The organism is Paractinoplanes rhizophilus, from assembly GCF_042664765.1.
In the GTDB taxonomy this organism is placed as follows: Bacteria; Actinomycetota; Actinomycetes; order Mycobacteriales; family Micromonosporaceae; genus Actinoplanes; species Actinoplanes rhizophilus.
In genome coordinates, this window is sequence record NZ_JBHTBJ010000026.1 from 54853 (window position 1) to 70493 (window position 15641).

The following is a 15641-nucleotide window of genomic DNA, read 5'->3' on the forward strand; positions in this document are numbered from 1 at the left end:
ACGGGGAACGGCACCTGAGGAACGAGGCACGATGACGATGACCGACTGCGCCTCGTGCGCTGACGAGCGCGCCGCCGGGGCGGCCTTCTGCGAGGCCTGCGGGCGGCCCCTGGCCTCGTCGCCGGGCTCGCCGCCGGCCGAGATCGCGCCGCCCGGCGAGCCGTGCCCGAACTGCGGCACGCCGGGCGGGGTCGGCGCCGACGGGTACTGCGAGAACTGCGGCATGCTGGCCGGCCGGCCACGCGACCACCTCGAGGCGGACTGCGGCGCGATCGCGGCGGCGGTGACCGACCGGGGGCGGCGGCACCACCGCAACGAGGACCACATGTGGCTGGCCGTCCGCGACGGCGAGGTCGACGTGGTGGTCTGCGACGGCGTGTCCGCGTCGTTCGATCCGGACGTCGCCTCGGAGACCGCGGCCACGACGGCGGGCGCGCTGCTCGCCTCCTCGCCGGACGTGTCGGCGGCGATCCTCGGCGCCAAGGAGGCGGTGGCCGCGCTCGCCGCCACCGGCGACCCGCGCCGGGCCGTCTCCAATCCGGCCTGCACGATCGTGGCCGCGGCGGTCCGCGGCTCCGAGATCAACATCGGCTGGGTCGGCGACAGCCGCGCCTACTGGCTCCCGCCGGACGGGCCGGCCGAGCAGCTCACCGAGGACGACTCCTGGGCCACCCACGCGATCGCGATGGGCGCCGATCCGATCGCCGCGATGCGGGATCCGAAGGCACACGCGATCACGGCGTGGCTGGGCGCCGACGCCGCGCCGGTGCTGCCGCGGACCGGGGCGTTCACCGTGGTCGGGGCCGGGCACCTGGTGCTGTGCAGCGACGGGCTGTGGAACTACCTGACCGATCCGGCCGACTTCGCGGCGACGGTGCGGGAGCACTTGCGCGCGGGCGGCACCCTGATCGATGCGGCCCGGGGCCTCGCCGGCTTCGCCAACGACGCGGGTGGCGCCGACAACATCACCGTGGCCATCGTCCCCGTCTCGTCCACGCCCGTCTCCGCCCCGTCCCCCGCCACGGAAACCGACACCACCGCCGCCACCGACACCGCCAAGGAGTAGGAATGCCGTACACCGCCGAGGCCTTCCAGAACGAGTTCCTCGCCCTGGGCGCGACCGAGGTCAACGCGATCGTCACGGTCACCTCGTCCGGGGCCGAGGGCGGTCGGCGCACGTCCGGCGCGACCGAGATCATCATCGTCGACGCGTCCGGGTCGATGCAGGCCGAAGGCCGGATCAACGCCGCCCGGCAGGCCGCGAAGGCCGCCGTCGAGTGCATCGACGACGGCGTCAACTTCGCGATCATCGCGGGGGTCAGCACCGCCCAGCAGCTCTTCCCGGCGCCGGGCCAGCTCGCGGTCTCCTCGCCGCAGTCGCGGGCCGACGCCATCCGCTCGATCGACCGGCTCCAGGCCAGCGGCGGCACCGCGATGGGCGCGTGGCTGCTGCTCGCCGCGCAACTGTTCGGCCAGCGGCCCGGCGACATCGCCCACGCCATCCTGCTGACCGACGGCGACAACGGCGAGCGGGCCGGGTACCTCGAGCAGGTCCTCGACTCCATCGCCGGCCGGTTCACCTGCGACTGCCGCGGCGTCGGCGTGAACTGGAAGGTCTCCGAGCTCCGCAAGATCGCCCAGGCGATGCTGGGCACCGTCGACATCGTCGCCCAGCCGTCCGGGCTGACCGCCGCCTTCGAGCAGATGATGGTCAAGGCGATGGGCAAGACCGCCGCGGACGTCCAGCTCAAGGTGTGGACGCCGGTCAACGCGACGGTCCGCTTCGTCAAGCAGGTCGAGCCGGAGGTGATGGACCTGACCGGCAAGCGCCTCGAGGACGGGCCGCGCGCCGGCCGCTACCCGCTCGGCTCGTGGGGCGCCGAGAGCCGCGACTACCACATCTGCGTCGACGTGCCGGCCGGCGCGGCCGGCGACGAGATGCTGGCCGCCCGGGTGTCGGTGGTCGAGGGCGACACCGTGCACGCGCAGTCGCTGGTGCGCGCGCTGTGGACCGAGGACACCGCGCTGTCCACGAAGATCAACCGGCAGGTCGCGCACTACACCGGCCAGGCCGAGCTGGCCGAGGCGATCCAGGCCGGCATCGAGGCCCGCAAGGCCGGCGACGACCGGACGGCGACGATCAAGTTCGGCCGGGCCGCGCAGCTCGCCCACGCCAGCGGCAACAAGGCCACCGAGGAGCTGCTGGCCACGGTCGTCGACATCGAGGACGCGGCGACCGGCACGGTCCGGCTGCGGCGCAAGGTCGAGGCGGCCGACGAGATGGCGCTGGACACCCGCTCCACCAAGACGGTACGGGTGGGGCGGGCGCAGTGAGCACGTACACCTGCCCGAAGGGGCACGCGTCCAGCACCGACGACTTCTGCGACGAGTGCGGGGCCAAGATCGGCGGGACCGGGACCGTCCCGATGACGCCGCCCTCGGTCCCCGCCCAGGCCCCGGCGGCGGCGTCACCCGCCGCCGAGCCGTGCCCCAACTGCGGGGCGCCGCGGGCGGCCGGCAGCCGGTTCTGCGAGGACTGCGGATACGACCACAGCACCGGCAAGGTGCCGGCCCTGGCGCAGCCGGCGGTGACGCCGGCGCCGGTGGCCGGGCAGTGGACGGCGACGATCGAGGTGGACCGCAAGTACTTCGAGGACAACGCGATCGAGGGGGTCGAGTTCCCGGCGGACGCGCCGTCGCGCGAGGTCGACCTGCCGGCGCCGCAGGTGCGGATCGGCCGGCGGAGCGCTTCGAAGGGCACCAACCCGGAGATCGACCTCGCCGACTCCGACCCGGGGGTGTCGCACAGCCACGCGCTGCTGACGCTGAGCGTGGACGGGGCCTGGCTGCTCTCGGATCTCGGCTCGACGAACGGGACGTACCTCAACGACGAGCAGCAGGCGCTGACGGCGGGGCAGACGCGCTCGCTCAAGGACGGCGATCAGGTGCACGTGGGCGCCTGGACGACGATCACCCTGCACGCCCCGGCGGCGTAGGACCGGGCGGGGTCTCTTTCGGCCGGTCTTCGCGCGAAATCGCCGCGCCGTCGTCCGCGGGCGCGTTACCTTGCCGAGCGTGTCGAAGGACCGCCGCGTGGGGCACGCCGAGCGCACCCAGGTGCTCGGGCTGCTCGGCAACGCCTTCGAGGCGGGCGTGCTGCCGGTCGGCGAGTACGACGCGCGGGTGGCGGCGGTCGGAACCGCCACGCGCGCGTCGCAGTTGCGACTTCAGGTTTCCGACCTGCCACCGGCGTACGCGTGGGGTGGATCCGCCGCGGCCGTGACCGAACCGCCGTCCGGCGCCGGACGGATCGCCCTGATTCTCGGCGTCGCCTCGGTGCCGATGTCGATCTGCGGGGTCGGCCTCGTCCTCGGGATTCTCGCGGTGATCGCGAGCCGCGGCCCCGGCCGGCGGCGGGGCGTGCCGACGGCGCTGGTCGGGCGGGTCTTCGGGATCGTCGGGATCGCGCTGTCGCTGGCGGCGCTGACCACCGTCTTCCTCGCCTGGAACGGCCGCACGAGCCCGTGACAACCACGGCGACGGCGGGCGGGGCGATGGTCAGGGCCGGAACAGGTGGGCGTGGCGTGCGCACCAGTCGGCGAAGGTGCGCGGAGCGCGGCCGAGGAGCCGCCGGACGGTGTCGGTGCGGAATCCGGTGGTGTCGGCGCGCATGAGCGCGAAGCCCTCGACGAGCGCGGCGGCCAGGGCGGGCGGGGCGCCGTGCGGGAACCGGGAGCGGACGGCCTCCTCCGGCGTGCCGACCGGGCGGACCTCGAGGTCGCGGCCGATCGCGGCGGCGAGGATCCGCACCTGCTCGGCGACCGTGACCGTCTGCTCGCCGGTGAGCACGTACTCCGTGCCCTCGTGGCCATCGGCGGTGAGGGCCAGGGCGGCCACGGCGGCGATGTCGGCGGGGTCGATCGGCGCGTACCGGCCGGGGCCGATCGGGTCGAGCACGAAGCCGCCCTCGCGGATGGTGGGCAGCCAGTCCAGCGCGTTCGTCATGAAGCCGCCCGGCCGCAGGATCGTGGCGGGGATGCCGGAGGCCCGGACCACCTGCTCGCGATCGTGGTGCCACCGGCCCATGGCCGGCATCGGGTCGCCGAGGACGTTGGACGAGGACAGGTGCACGATGTGCCGGACGCCGGCGGCTCGCGCCGCGGCGACGGCATGCTCGGTCTGCGTACGGCCGATCCCCGGGGTGAGCAGGAACAGCTTGTCGGCGCCGTCGAACGCCGCCGGCAGGGTGGCCGGGTCGTCGAGGTCGGCGACGACCCGCTCGGCCCGGCCCACCGCCCGGGACGGATCGCGGACCAGGACGCGCACCATGGCGCCGCTCGCGTCGAGGGCCGCGGTGAGCTCGCGGCCGATGTTCCCGGTGGCGCCGGTGATCAGTAGCATGGGGACTCCCGAGGTCGCTAACCAGTTAACGAGCTTGTCGGTGGGAACGCTAACCGGTTAACGACTTTCCGTCAACGAGGAGGCCGCGGTGCCCGCGTTCCTGGATCTGCACGGCCGGACCAACAAGGTGCTCCGGGCCGCCGCCGAGGCTGCGGTCCGGCGCCACGGCCTGCACCTGGGCCAGGACCACCTGCTGGCCGTGCTGTGGCGCCGGGACGGCCGCACCCCGGGCGAGATCGCCGCCGCGGTCAACGTCTCGACCCCGGCGGTGGTGAAGATGTCCGGCCGCCTGGTCGACGCCGGGCTGATCACCCGCCTGCGGGACGACCGGGACAGCCGCCTGGTACGGCTGTGGCTGACCGACGCCGGCCGCGCCCTGCAGGAACCGATCGAGGCCGAGCGCCGGCTCCTCGAGGAGCGGGTCACGGCCGATCTCACCGAGGCCGAGCGCGCCGCGCTGATGTCGGCGTTGACGAAGATCTACGCGGCGGCGCGGGCGCTGCCGGACGAGCCCGCGTGACGCGGCGGCTCAGGCGGGCTGCCGTCCCCGGGCCGCCTGGCCGATGATCTCGTCGATCACCTGGGACCAGACCGCCGCCGGCGGGAACTCGTGACCCACCCCCTCCAGCCAGACGAGGCGGGCGCCGGGGATCTCGGATTGCAGGGCGTACGCGTGCGCGGCCGGGAAGAACGGGTCCTGGGTGCCGTGCAGGATCAGGGCCGGTGCGGTGATCGTGCCGAGCAGGTGACGGTACGGGGTGCCGTCGGCGCAGCAGAAGTGGTTGGCCTGGGTGGCGGCCATGTCGGCGGTGCGGTCGAAGATCCGCTCGGCCAGGCGGCGCAGGTGGGGCTCGGCGGCGGTGAAAGGGCCGCCGAGCTCTTGGGTGCTCTCGACGAGGCGGCGCACCGCGGCGGCGCGGTCGGACCAGTCCGGGTCGGCGGGCATCTCCGCGGGTTCCGGCGACCCGGCGGGGGCCGATGACGGGGCGGGATCCGGCTCGGGTGCGAAAGCGTCGGCGGAGCCGAGCCCGGGGCTGGTCGACATCAGCGTCAGCGACAGCACCCGGTGCGGGCGTTCCACGGCGATCCGCTGGGCCAGCGCACCGCCCATCGACAGGCCGACCAGGTGGGCGCGGCGCACGTGCAGCGCGTCGAGCACGCCCAGGGCGTCGTGGGTCAGGTCCACTGCGGAGTACGGCGGGCGCCCGGGCGGGAACGACGTCGACCGGCCGGTGTCGCGGTGGTCGTAGCGGATCACGTACCGGCCGCGGGCGGCGAGGCGGCGGCAGAACTCGTCCTCCCACCAGTCCATGGAGCTCGCCGCGCCGGCGATGAGCATCAGCGGAGGGTCGGCCGGTTCGCCGAACGTCTCGACGCAGAGCTCGATGCCGTTGACCGGCAGGGTGGAGGCCACCATCCCGCCATTGTCGGGCATCACACTTGACAGCCGGGTTAAAACTCGCTCACCACGCTCCGAAGTGGCCCGATACACCGCCAATTTCGGATTTATCCCCCGCGCGTGGCGCCCGGGAGCGGGCTGGCGCATGCCCGGCCTGGAAAAGGCCTACGAGCGCAGAGCCTCGGCGATGAAGTCGAACGCCGCCGGCAAGCATCGCGACCAGTACCCGAAGTCGTGCCGCCCGTCCTCGAACGATCCGGCCCGCGGCGGCTCCGGCAACCGGCGCCGCAGCTCGAGGACGTCCTCGTACCAGCTGTCCTGCTTGCCGCACCACAACCCGACCGGGGTGCCCCGCAGCAGCCGCGCCGCGCCCGCCACGTCGTCGTCCGGCCGGACCGCGGGCGAGAAGGCCGCCACCCCCTTGAGGAATCCGGGGAACGCCTCGGCCAGCAGCAACGCGCCGGACCCGCCCATCGACCACCCCCAGGCGGCCACCCGGGACGGGTCGAAACCCCGCTGCCGGCACCACACCGGGATCTCCTCGTGCACCATCCGCTGCGGGTCGTCCCGGGCGACGGGCCGCCACGCGAGCCGCCCGCCGTCCGCCCCGGCGAGCACGAAGGGTGGCAGCCCCCGCCGTACCGAATCGGTCAGGAAGCGTCCGAGGCCCAGGGCCGCGTAGTCCGCGGGATTCTTCGAGGCACCGTGCATCACGAGGCAGACCGGGAGCCCGCGCCCGTCGCCGAAGCCGGCCGGGACCGCCGTGTAGAAGCCGACCGTCCGGCCGCGGGCCGCCGACCACCGGTGTTCGAGCCGTTCCGCGCCGGGCGGCGCCGGCGGGACGACGGGCCGCGATCCGGCCATCCGGGTGCGATATCCGGCCACTCCGACATACGCCGCCAGCGCCGCGGCGCCGGCCAGCACGATTCGTCGTCTCATCGTCCCCCACAACGGCGATATGTCCGATGGCGTGACGTTCGTGACCCTCGTGGGCGGCTGCCACGGCGACTACCTGACGCCGGCCAACCGGGCCCACCCCCGGGCCACGACGGCGATCCTTACCTTCCGCGGCGCCCCGAAAGACACCCGGCAAGGGAATTAGCGCTTTTACCCGGAGTGATTCGGACGGCCGGAAGACTCGGCCGTTCGGCCGGTCCTGCACTCTTAGTGATCTTGCCTAGGCTGCTCCGGTGCAGCTCACTCACGTAGCAATGGCCGCAGCCGTCACAGTAAGTACGGCCGGCGTCTCTTACGTAGCGTTGAACCCCGACCGCCTCGAGAAGCGGGCCCGAGCCGTCGCCGACCGCGCTAGCTGCCGCACTGTCGACGCGGCCATCACCGCGTACGTGGCCGTGCACGACGAGCCGCCGGCCGCGATCGCCGACCTGGCCGGCTACGTGAAGGGCGACATCACCGCCTACCGCATCGTCGACGGGACGGCCACGGGCCCCGGCTGCTAGCCGGCGTGCCGGGCGTCCCCGAGCGTCTCCAGCGCCGCCAGCCGCAACGCCTCGCTGCGCGCGTACAGCGACGCCCCCGCCCCGGGCCGGGTCCGGCCGCTCAGGCCGCTGAACGACCCGCCCGCCTCGGTCAGGATCAGCGACGTGGCCGCGAAGTCCCAGATCTGTCCCCCGGTCTGGATCGCGAGGTCCAGCTCCCCGCGGGCCACCATCAGGCCCGGGTGGATCGCCCAGGGCAGCGGCGGCGTGACCGCCTTGAGCGGCGCGACCAGGTGGGGCGCCCACTCCTCGGGCACCACCGCGAACCGGCTTTCCCCGAGCGTGTCCGGCCCGCCGCCGTCGACGTGCACCGGCGTGGCCGCCACGGCCCGGCCGCCGACGATGCGCCCCTCGAAGGCCCCCGATCCGCGCGCGGCCCACCAGATGCCGCCCTGGGCCGGGTGCGCCGCCACCCCGGTGACGATCTCGCCGTCCTCCTCGAGCGCCAGCAGCACCAGCCACCGGTCGTCCCCCTCGACGAACAGCCGCGTCCCGTCGATCGGGTCGATGATCCACCGCCGCGCGGCGCCCGAGGTGGCGCCGCCCTGCTCCTCGCCCAGGATCGCGTCGCCCGGGCGGGCGGCGGTCAGCACGCCGCGGATGGCGGCCTCCACGGCGCGGTCGGCCGCCGTCACCACGGACCCGTCGGCCTTGCGCTCGCGGGGCAGGTCGGCGAGCGCGCCGAAGTGCGGCAGGGCCACCGCGGCCCCGGTGATCACCGCGCGCTGGGCCAGCTGAAGGTCGGTCTCCACCAGCCCATCCTGCACGTGCGCCCCGGCATTTCCCCGGCAAGCCAGCCGCGACGACCGTTTCGTGTTCCCCTGATGCCGTGCGCGGAGCGGTCGGCGGTCAGCGGCCCCCGTCGCGCCGGCGGAGCGAATTGAGCAGGCACATCCCGGCCGCGAACGCGCCCGTGCACATCGCCAGGTAGATCAGCAGCAGGGCCGCCCCGGTGTGGAACGGCAACGTCGCGAAGAACAGCGTCAGCACCGCGCCCAGCGCCGCCGAGCCCGCCGTCAGCGTCCAGCCGGCCGCCTTGTCCGCCGGCGTGAAGTGCGGGGACGCGCTGGCCAGCAGCATGCCCGCCACCGGCGACACCACCGGCAGGAAGAACGCCCCGGCGGTCAGCATCCCCACCGCCGTGTATTCCGCGACGCCCGCCCGCGGCGCCGGCCCGGACACCGGCATCGCCGCCATCGTCGGCATGGCCGGCATCGGCGGCGGGACCAGGGCGGGCAGCCGGATGTGCGGCGGAAGCTGTCCGCGCCGGACCGCGTCGACGAGCCGCTCCGGCGGCCCTAACCGCTGCACGATCGCCGCCGCGTCCTCGAGCGGCGACGACGCCATCCGGCGCGCCGAGATGTAGTCCGCCACGGTGCTCATCAGCTCGTCCCGCAGCTGCGGCGACAGATCCTCGCTCTGCGCCCACAGCGCCGCGAGATAGTCCAGAACGATCACATCGGTGTGCGCAAGCGGTGCCGTGCTCATGTGTCTCCCCCATGCTGGTCCGGCGGGTGCCGACAGCATCCGCGCCGGCGCCGGCCGGCCGCATCCCTCCCCGGACCGAATCCGCGCCCCGGCATCGGCCGAAAGGCGTAGCGGAGCCGCCCGCGCAACCGCAGGGCCGGGAGAGACGCCTGCCCGACGAGCTACCCGACGAGGGCCGGACGCGGCGCCGACCAGCGCACCCGGGCCGCCGCCCGCACCCGCGAGGCCTTGTACAGCCACCTCGCGTCCCGGCCGAACGACCAGGTCAGCGACGCCAGCGCCACGGCGAGGGCGAGCTGCGACAGCAGCGGCGGCAGCAGGTCGGCGGTCACCAGCGCCAGCACGATGCCCTGCAGCGCCGCCACGACCTTGCGGGAGAACCGGTACGGCAGCGCCGCGGTCAGCCACGGCAACGCCCACGAGGCCGCCACGAACAGGTACCGGTACGCGCCGAGCGCCACCGTCCACCAGCCGAACCGGTCCCCCGCGTACACGCTGAGCACCAGGATCAGGAACGCGTCGACCTCCATGTCGAAGCGGGCGCCGAGCGCGGTCGTGCTCCCGGTGCGGCGGGCCACCTGACCGTCCACCCCGTCGAGCGCGAGCGCCACGCCGGCCACCGCCACCAGCGCCGGGGTGCTCACCGGGTGCGCGAAGGACGTCACCACCAGGGCGGTCACGCCGCCGACCAGGATCGCGCGGGAGAACGTGACGACGTTCGCCGGGCCCATCGACCGCATGCCGTGCCGCCGCAGCCCGGCGCCCAGGCCGCCGCAGAGCACCAGCCCGTAGACCGCCCCGGCCAGCAGCCCGGCCGCGGTGAGCCCGAGCGTCGCGGCCAGCGCGCCGAGCAGGACGGCCTGCGCCCCGAGGCCGATCATCGGGCCGCGAGCGGGCGCCGACGGGGTGGCTGCGAGTGTCACCGTTCCTCCAGAGCAAGATCGGCTGCGTATGGTTGCCGCTGTCAGCGCTTAACACGTGCGGCAGCGATGTTCGGTTCAGCAGTTGAGGAGACAGCCCATGCCGGCCGACGCCAGGGCGTTCTGGCTCGCCTCCCCCGGGCGGGGCGAGATCCGCACCGAACGGGTGCCACGTCCGGCCCGCGACGAGGTCCTGGTCCGTACCCTGCATTCCGGGGTGAGCCGGGGCACCGAGACCACGGTCTTCGCCGGCCGTGTCCCGCGCAGCCAGTGGCCGCTGATGCGGGCGCCGTTCCAGGAGGGCGACTTCCCGGCGCCGGTCAAGTACGGCTACCTCAACGTGGGCGTCGTCGAGGAGGGGCCGGCAGAGCTGCGGAATCGCGTCATCTTCTGCCTGTACCCCCATCAGACCCGATATACCGTCCCGGCGACGGCGGTCACACTCGTGCCCGACGGCGTGCCGCCGCATCGCGCGGTCCTCGCGGGCACCGTGGAGACGGCGGTGAACGCGCTCTGGGACGCCGCGCCGATGATCGGCGACCGGATCGCGGTGGTGGGCGGGGGCATGGTGGGCGCGTCGGTCGCGGCCATCGCCGCGCAAATTCCGGGTGTACGGGTGCAGCTCGTCGACGTCGACGCGTCCCGGGCCGCCCTCGCGGCCGCGATCGGCGCCGAGTTCGCCACCCCCGAGGACGCCCGGGACGGCTGCGACATCGTCGTGCACGCCAGCGCCACCTCGGCGGGCCTGGCCCGGTCGCTGGAGCTGGTCGCGCCGGAGGCCACCGTCGTGGAGCTGAGCTGGTACGGCGACCAGCCGGTCACGGTCCCGCTGGGCGAGTTCTTCCACTCCCGCCGGCTGACCGTGCGCTCGAGCCAGGTCGGCGGGATCGTCCCCGGCCGCCGCCGCGGTTACCCGCAGCGCCTGGCGCTCGCACTCGACCTGCTGGCGAACCCGGCCTTCGAGGCGCTGATCACCGGCCGCTCGCCCTTCGCCGAGCTGCCCGAGGTGTTGCCCCGGCTCGCGGCGGGTAGCCTTCCCGCCCTCTGCCACGTGATCGACTATCCCGAGGAGTAGGCACTTGTTCAGCGTCACCGTCCGCGACCACATCATGATCGCGCACAGCTTCCGGGGCGAGGTCTTCGGACCGGCCCGCAAGCTGCACGGCGCCACCTTCGTCGTGGACGCCACGTTCCGCCGGCCGGAGCTCGACGACGACAACATCGTGGTCGACATCGGCCGGGCGAGCGAGCGGCTGCACGCGATCTGCGGCGGTCTGAGCTACCGCAACCTCGACGACGAGCCGGACTTCGCGGGCGTCAACACCTCGACGGAGTACCTTGCGAAGGTGATCGCCGACCGCCTCGCCGCCGCGGCGGCCGCCGGCGAGCTGGGCCCCGGCGCGGCCGGTCTCACCGGGATCGCGGTGACGCTGCACGAGTCGCACATCGCGTGGGCCACCTACGAGCGCGATCTGTGAGCGGTCCGCTGTGGGCGGTGCTGCCGGGCTCGATCGACGACCCGGCGGCGCCCAGCGGCGGCAACCGCTTCGACCGCATCGTGCTCAACCTGCTCTCCGGCGCGACCAGCCCGCAGGCCGGCGCCGCCGACTTCCCGACGCGGCCGGTCTACGAGGTCGCCGTCGACGGCGCCTGGCCCGCCCCGGACGAGCGGGCCCGCGAGTGCCTCGGCCACGCCCTGTCGGACATCCCGGACAGGTCCGATGTGCTGCTCGACGGGCTGGTGGCCTGCGGGGTCCCCGAGATCCTCGCCCCGCACAAGAAGCGGCTGCGCCTGATCGTGCTCGTCCACCTGCCGCTGAGCGACGAGACCGGCCTGACCGCGCGGCAGCAGGCCGACCGCCGGGCTCGCGAGCGCGCCACCCTGCGCCTGGCCGCCCTGGTGATCGCCACCAGCCGGGCCGCCGCCGCCCGCATCTCGCGGATGCACGAGCTGCCGGGCGAGGTCGCGGTGGTCGAGCCCGGCGTGTCCCCGGCCGAGCCGGCGGCTCCCGGCGAGTCGGGCCACCGGCTGCTGTGCGTGGCCGCGGTCACCCCCCGCAAGGGCCAGGACCTGCTCGTCGCCACCCTCGAGAAGAGCCTCGCCGGCCTGCGCTGGACCTGCACCTTCGCCGGGGCGATCGGCACCGCCGTCCCGCACACCGGCGAGAACATCCGCTTCGCCGGGCCGCTGCACGGCACGGCGCTGGACGCCGCGTACGCCGATGCCGATCTTTTCGTTCTTCCCTCGCGCGCCGAGACCTACGGCATGGTGGTCACCGAGGCCCTGGCCCGCGGCCTGCCGGTGGTCGCCACCAGCGTCGGCGGCGTCCCCGAGGCCCTGGGCCGGGCGCCCGACGGCACCCGGCCCGGCATCCTCATCCCGCCGGACGACCCGGCCGCCCTGGCCGACGCCCTCCGGCGATGGCTCACCGACCCCGATCTGCGCGCGCGCCTGCGCGCCGCCGCCGCCCAGCGCCGGCAGACCCTCCCGACCTGGGATGACACCGCGAGACGACTGAGTGAGGTGCTCGACTCATGACCGGAGAGTTCAGCGCGTCCTGGCTGACCCTGCGCGAGCCCGCCGACGCCGCGGCCCGCAGCCGGGAGCTGGTCACCCTGCTGCCCGGCCCGATCCGCACCATCCGCGACCTCGGCTGCGGCACCGGCTCGCTCGGCCGCTGGCTGGCGCCCCAGCTGGACGGCCCGCAGCACTGGATCATGGCGGACCGCGACCCCGCGCTCCTCGAGCACGCCGCCGCCAACATGCCCTTCCCGGCGGTGACCGTCGAGACCGCCCTGGGCGACGTCACCGCGCTCACCGGCGCCGACCTGGCCGGCACCGACCTGGTCACCTGCTCGGCCCTGCTCGACCTGCTCACCGCCGGGGAGGTCACCAACCTCGCGAACGTGCTGGCCGAGTCGAAGACCGCGGCGCTGTTCACCCTTTCGGTGGCCGGCACGGTGACCCTCGACCCCGCGCTGCCCGAGGACGCGACGATCGAGGAGGCCTTCAACGCCCACCAGCGCCGGGTCGACGGCGGGCGGCGGCTGCTCGGCCCGGACGCCCCGGCCGCCGCGCGGGCGGCCTTCGAGCAGGCGGGCGCGACGGTGATCACCCGACCGAGTCCGTGGCGGCTGGGCCCGGAGAGCGCGGCCCTGATCGCCGAATGGCTGCGCGGCTGGGTCGGCGCCGCCGCCGAGCAACGCCCTGACCTGCGATTCGACACCTATCTGGACACCCGCCTGGCGAATCCGCCGAACGCCACGATCGGGCATGTTGATCTTTTGGCGATCTTCGGCTGAACCCTTTGCGCCCGTCCCGGCGTACTAGGGGAGGACGGGCACAACGGAGGGGACGGCGACGTGACGCGATCGATCTGGCCTTGGCTGCGGCTGCTGGGCGGGGCCGGCATCCTCGCGGTGCTGCTGTGGCGGCTCGGCACCGGCGCCTTCCTGGACGGCCTGCGGGTGCTCGACCTGCCGATGCTGTCGGTCGCGTTCACCATCGGCGTGGTCACCACCGTGTTCAGCGCGTGGCGGTGGTGCCTGGTGGCGCGCGGGCTGGGGCTGCGGCTCGGCCTGCGCGGCGCGATCGCCGACTACTACAAGGCGCTGTTCCTCAACGCGGCGCTGCCGGGCGGCGTGCTCGGCGACGTCGACCGGGCCGTCCGGCACGGCCGCGACGAGGGCGATGTCGGGCGCAGCGTCCGCGCCGTGGTGCTGGAGCGCACGGCCGGGCAGATCGTGCTCATCGGCGTGGGCGTCGCGGTGCTGCTGTCCGTACCGTCGCCGGTCCTGACCCTGCTCGAGGAGCACGGCGCGGTGGCCGCCGCCGGCGCCGCGAGCATCGCCGCGGCCGCGGTCCTGATCCTGCTCGCCTGCCGCAAGCTGCGGCAGGGCGGCTCCAAGGTGGCCGCCGCGGTGCGCACCGGGCTCGCCGAGATCCGCACCGGCCTGCTGGCCCGCCGCAACTGGCCAGGCATCACCCTGGCCTCGACGGCCGTCCTGGCCGGACACCTCGCGACGTTCGTGGTCGCGGCCCGCGCGGCCGGTTCGAGCGCCTCGCTGCTGCGGCTCGCCCCGCTGATGCTGCTGGCGCTGCTGGCCATGTCGCTGCCGCTGAACATCGGCGGCTGGGGCCCGCGCGAGGCGGTCACCGCGTGGGCGTTCGGCGCGGCCGGCCTCAGCGCGACCCAGGGCCTGACCACGGCGGTCGTCTACGGCGTCTTCGCCTTCGTGGCGGCGGTGCCGGGCGCGGTCGTGGTGCTGGTCCGGGCGCTGCGCCCGCTTGCGGTGGCTTCTTCGGTACGGGCGGTGGCGCCGGTCTCCCCCGCGCCGGCGATCACGGTGCCCGCCTCCTTCGGCACGCCGCCGCGTGAGCTGGCCCGCACGGGCGCCTGATGTCAGTTCTGCTCACGGAACCGGTCGGAGAGGGCATACCGCAGCAGCACGACGTCGCCGATCTGGCGGACCCCGGCAAGCCGGGCCCGGTGGCCGGGCCCCCACGGGAACTCGCCGTCGCCGACGAAGCGCGGGGCCCGCGAGTCGCCGACGAAGAAGGGCGCGACCACCAGCTGCAGCTCGTCGGCGAGCCCGGCGGTGAGGAACTGCGTGTGCATGGTGCCGCCGCCCTCGACCATCAGCCGGCGCACGCCGCGCGCGGCCAGGTCGGCGGCGACGAGGCGCACGTCGACCGGGTCGCCGCCGTCTATCACGGTCGCCACGTCGCCGAGCCGCTTGCGGGCGTCCTCGACGGTCGGTGTGGCACAGTAGACGAGCTTGTCGGCCTCGCCGAGCGTGAAGAAGCGCGCGGCCGGGTCGATGTCGCAACTGCCTGTGACCGTCACCTTCACCGGGTGTGGCGGCTCGCCGCGCGCCACGCGGGCGGCCCGCCGTTCCGCCGAGCGCACCAGCAGGCGCGGGTCGTCCTGCCGGATCGTCGAAGCGCCGACCAGGATCGCGTCGCACCCGGAGCGGACCTCGTCGACCCGGTCGAAGTCGGCGTCGTTGGACAGCAGCAGCCGGTGCCGGGTCGCGTCGTCGAGATATCCGTCGATCGACATGCCACAGCTCAACAGCGTGTAAGGACGCTCAACCACCGATGACGCCTCCAGTAGAGCGACGATCGTCACCCCGGTCGAACAGTTGCGTACAAGATAAACCGAGCGACGATGACAGGCACGTTCGCAAAGTGTTGCGTTCCGGAGACCTTGTCGGTGGGCAAAGACCAGCGGGGAACCAACGAGGAGGACCGATACCGATGAAGAAGGCCACGGTACGCCGGCAGGTCACTGTTCCATTGCGCTTCTCGGACGGCTACACGACGACCGCGCGAGTGATGACCTTCGACGGCCTGGTCGACGGCAAGGAGCACATCGCCCTCGGGCTCGGCGACTGGCAGCGGGCGCTGACCAAGTCGGCGGCCGGCGGGCGGGCCCCGCTGGTGCGCCCGCACAGCGAGTGCCTGACCGGGGACGTGTTCGGCAGCCAGCGCTGCGACTGCGGGCCGCAGCTGCGCGAGGCCGCCGAGCGGATCACCGAGCAGGGCGGCTTCCTGCTGTACCTGCGCCAGGAGGGCCGCGGTATCGGGCTGTACGCCAAGCTGGACGCGTACGCGCTGCAGGACGCCGGCTTGGACACCTACGAGGCGAACGTGGCGCTCGGGCACGGCGAGGACGAGCGCGACTACACGGCGGCGGCGCAGATGCTGCTCGCCGTGGGCGCCGAACGCGTACGCCTGCTCAGCAACAACCCGGACAAGGCGACCCAGCTGGAGGCGTGCGGCATCGAGGTGGCGCAGCGGATCCCGACCGGGGTGCACATGTCCGCGGCGAACGTGCGCTATCTGGCCACCAAGGCCTCGCACACCTCTCACACGATCGAGCTACCGCTGGCCGAGTAGGAAACTGTCAGTCCCCTCCGGCACGATGGGGG

Annotated in this window: 20 protein-coding genes; 13 read left to right on the forward strand and 7 right to left on the reverse strand. The window is 74.1% G+C overall.

Annotation, left to right across the window (positions count from 1 at the left end; all coding sequences use genetic code 11):
• Window positions 1-31 precede the first annotated feature (31 nt).
• The 4 genes from ACFQS1_RS27915 (at window position 32) to ACFQS1_RS27930 (ending at window position 3528) form a co-directional block, all read left to right on the forward strand.
• Window positions 32-1066, forward strand: a complete 1035-nt coding sequence (locus tag ACFQS1_RS27915; RefSeq protein WP_378973927.1) for a PP2C family serine/threonine-protein phosphatase — start codon at window positions 32-34, stop codon at window positions 1064-1066.
• A 2-nt stretch (window positions 1067-1068) separates the two neighbouring features.
• A complete protein-coding gene (locus tag ACFQS1_RS27920; protein WP_378973929.1) occupies window positions 1069-2334 on the forward strand; it encodes a vWA domain-containing protein in 1266 nt (421 codons plus the stop codon).
• Window positions 2331-2996 (forward strand): FHA domain-containing protein, encoded by a 666-nt coding sequence (locus tag ACFQS1_RS27925; RefSeq protein ID WP_378973932.1) that lies wholly within the window; start codon window positions 2331-2333, stop codon window positions 2994-2996. The genes ACFQS1_RS27920 and ACFQS1_RS27925 overlap by 4 nt, the downstream gene beginning before the upstream one ends.
• 79 nt (window positions 2997-3075) lie before the next feature.
• The gene (locus ACFQS1_RS27930) at window positions 3076-3528 is read left to right on the forward strand and encodes a DUF1707 SHOCT-like domain-containing protein (RefSeq protein ID WP_378973934.1); all 453 of its coding nucleotides are present in this window, start codon (window positions 3076-3078) and stop codon (window positions 3526-3528) included.
• Between the two features lie 30 nt (window positions 3529-3558).
• Here the strand turns inward: ACFQS1_RS27930 and ACFQS1_RS27935 are convergent, their stop codons facing one another.
• On the reverse strand, window positions 3559-4401 hold the full coding sequence (locus ACFQS1_RS27935) for an SDR family oxidoreductase (protein WP_378973937.1): 843 nt from the start codon (window positions 4399-4401) through the stop codon (window positions 3559-3561).
• An 88-nt stretch (window positions 4402-4489) separates the two neighbouring features.
• Here ACFQS1_RS27935 and ACFQS1_RS27940 point away from each other — a divergent pair, with 88 nt between their 5' ends.
• On the forward strand, window positions 4490-4921 hold the full coding sequence (locus tag ACFQS1_RS27940; protein WP_378973940.1) for a MarR family winged helix-turn-helix transcriptional regulator: 432 nt from the start codon (window positions 4490-4492) through the stop codon (window positions 4919-4921).
• Window positions 4922-4930: 9 nt separating this feature from the next.
• Here ACFQS1_RS27940 and ACFQS1_RS27945 read toward each other — a convergent pair whose 3' ends face one another.
• Window positions 4931-5818, reverse strand: coding sequence for an alpha/beta fold hydrolase (locus tag ACFQS1_RS27945; protein WP_378973942.1), 888 nt, complete (start codon window positions 5816-5818; stop codon window positions 4931-4933).
• A 147-nt stretch (window positions 5819-5965) separates the two neighbouring features.
• Window positions 5966-6739: an alpha/beta hydrolase gene (locus ACFQS1_RS27950; RefSeq protein ID WP_378973944.1), complete on the reverse strand. Its 774-nt coding sequence runs from the start codon at window positions 6737-6739 to the stop codon at window positions 5966-5968.
• Window positions 6740-6770: 31 nt separating this feature from the next.
• Here ACFQS1_RS27950 and ACFQS1_RS27955 point away from each other — a divergent pair, with 31 nt between their 5' ends.
• Window positions 6771-6902: a hypothetical protein gene (locus ACFQS1_RS27955; RefSeq protein WP_378973947.1), complete on the forward strand. Its 132-nt coding sequence runs from the start codon at window positions 6771-6773 to the stop codon at window positions 6900-6902.
• A 157-nt stretch (window positions 6903-7059) separates the two neighbouring features.
• Window positions 7060-7260 (forward strand): hypothetical protein, encoded by a 201-nt coding sequence (locus ACFQS1_RS27960; protein ID WP_378973949.1) that lies wholly within the window; start codon window positions 7060-7062, stop codon window positions 7258-7260.
• Here ACFQS1_RS27960 and ACFQS1_RS27965 read toward each other — a convergent pair.
• The 3 genes from ACFQS1_RS27965 to ACFQS1_RS27975 all read right to left on the reverse strand — a co-directional run bounded on the left by ACFQS1_RS27965 (window position 7257) and on the right by ACFQS1_RS27975 (window position 9710).
• Window positions 7257-8051 (reverse strand): inositol monophosphatase family protein, encoded by a 795-nt coding sequence (locus ACFQS1_RS27965; protein ID WP_378973952.1) that lies wholly within the window; start codon window positions 8049-8051, stop codon window positions 7257-7259. The genes ACFQS1_RS27960 and ACFQS1_RS27965 overlap by 4 nt on opposite strands.
• Before the next feature lie 97 nt (window positions 8052-8148).
• The gene (locus ACFQS1_RS27970) at window positions 8149-8787 is read right to left on the reverse strand and encodes an HAAS signaling domain-containing protein (protein ID WP_378973954.1); all 639 of its coding nucleotides are present in this window, start codon (window positions 8785-8787) and stop codon (window positions 8149-8151) included.
• Between the two features lie 161 nt (window positions 8788-8948).
• Window positions 8949-9710 (reverse strand): CDP-alcohol phosphatidyltransferase family protein, encoded by a 762-nt coding sequence (locus ACFQS1_RS27975; protein WP_378973957.1) that lies wholly within the window; start codon window positions 9708-9710, stop codon window positions 8949-8951.
• A gap of 97 nt (window positions 9711-9807) precedes the next feature.
• Between ACFQS1_RS27975 and ACFQS1_RS27980 the strand changes: the two genes are divergently transcribed.
• From ACFQS1_RS27980 to ACFQS1_RS28000, 5 genes are read left to right on the forward strand one after another with little or no spacing between them, the layout of a single operon-like run.
• Complete coding sequence (locus ACFQS1_RS27980) at window positions 9808-10782, forward strand: zinc-dependent alcohol dehydrogenase (RefSeq protein ID WP_378973960.1); 975 nt, start codon at window positions 9808-9810, stop codon at window positions 10780-10782.
• A 4-nt stretch (window positions 10783-10786) separates the two neighbouring features.
• On the forward strand, window positions 10787-11185 hold the full coding sequence (locus ACFQS1_RS27985; protein ID WP_378973963.1) for a 6-pyruvoyl trahydropterin synthase family protein: 399 nt from the start codon (window positions 10787-10789) through the stop codon (window positions 11183-11185).
• Complete coding sequence (locus ACFQS1_RS27990; protein ID WP_378973965.1) at window positions 11182-12246, forward strand: glycosyltransferase family 4 protein; 1065 nt, start codon at window positions 11182-11184, stop codon at window positions 12244-12246. The genes ACFQS1_RS27985 and ACFQS1_RS27990 overlap by 4 nt, the downstream gene beginning before the upstream one ends.
• Window positions 12243-13010 (forward strand): class I SAM-dependent methyltransferase, encoded by a 768-nt coding sequence (locus ACFQS1_RS27995; RefSeq protein WP_378973968.1) that lies wholly within the window; start codon window positions 12243-12245, stop codon window positions 13008-13010. The genes ACFQS1_RS27990 and ACFQS1_RS27995 overlap by 4 nt, the downstream gene beginning before the upstream one ends.
• Before the next feature lie 60 nt (window positions 13011-13070).
• Complete coding sequence (locus ACFQS1_RS28000; protein ID WP_378973971.1) at window positions 13071-14108, forward strand: lysylphosphatidylglycerol synthase transmembrane domain-containing protein; 1038 nt, start codon at window positions 13071-13073, stop codon at window positions 14106-14108.
• Window positions 14109-14110: 2 nt separating this feature from the next.
• Here the strand turns inward: ACFQS1_RS28000 and ACFQS1_RS28005 are convergent, their stop codons facing one another.
• Window positions 14111-14806, reverse strand: a complete 696-nt coding sequence (locus tag ACFQS1_RS28005; RefSeq protein WP_378973973.1) for a RibD family protein — start codon at window positions 14804-14806, stop codon at window positions 14111-14113.
• A 161-nt stretch (window positions 14807-14967) separates the two neighbouring features.
• On the opposite strand from ACFQS1_RS28005, the gene ACFQS1_RS28010 reads away from it, so the two are divergent.
• A complete protein-coding gene (locus tag ACFQS1_RS28010) occupies window positions 14968-15609 on the forward strand; it encodes a GTP cyclohydrolase II (protein ID WP_378973976.1) in 642 nt (213 codons plus the stop codon).
• Window positions 15610-15641: the final 32 nt, after the last annotated feature.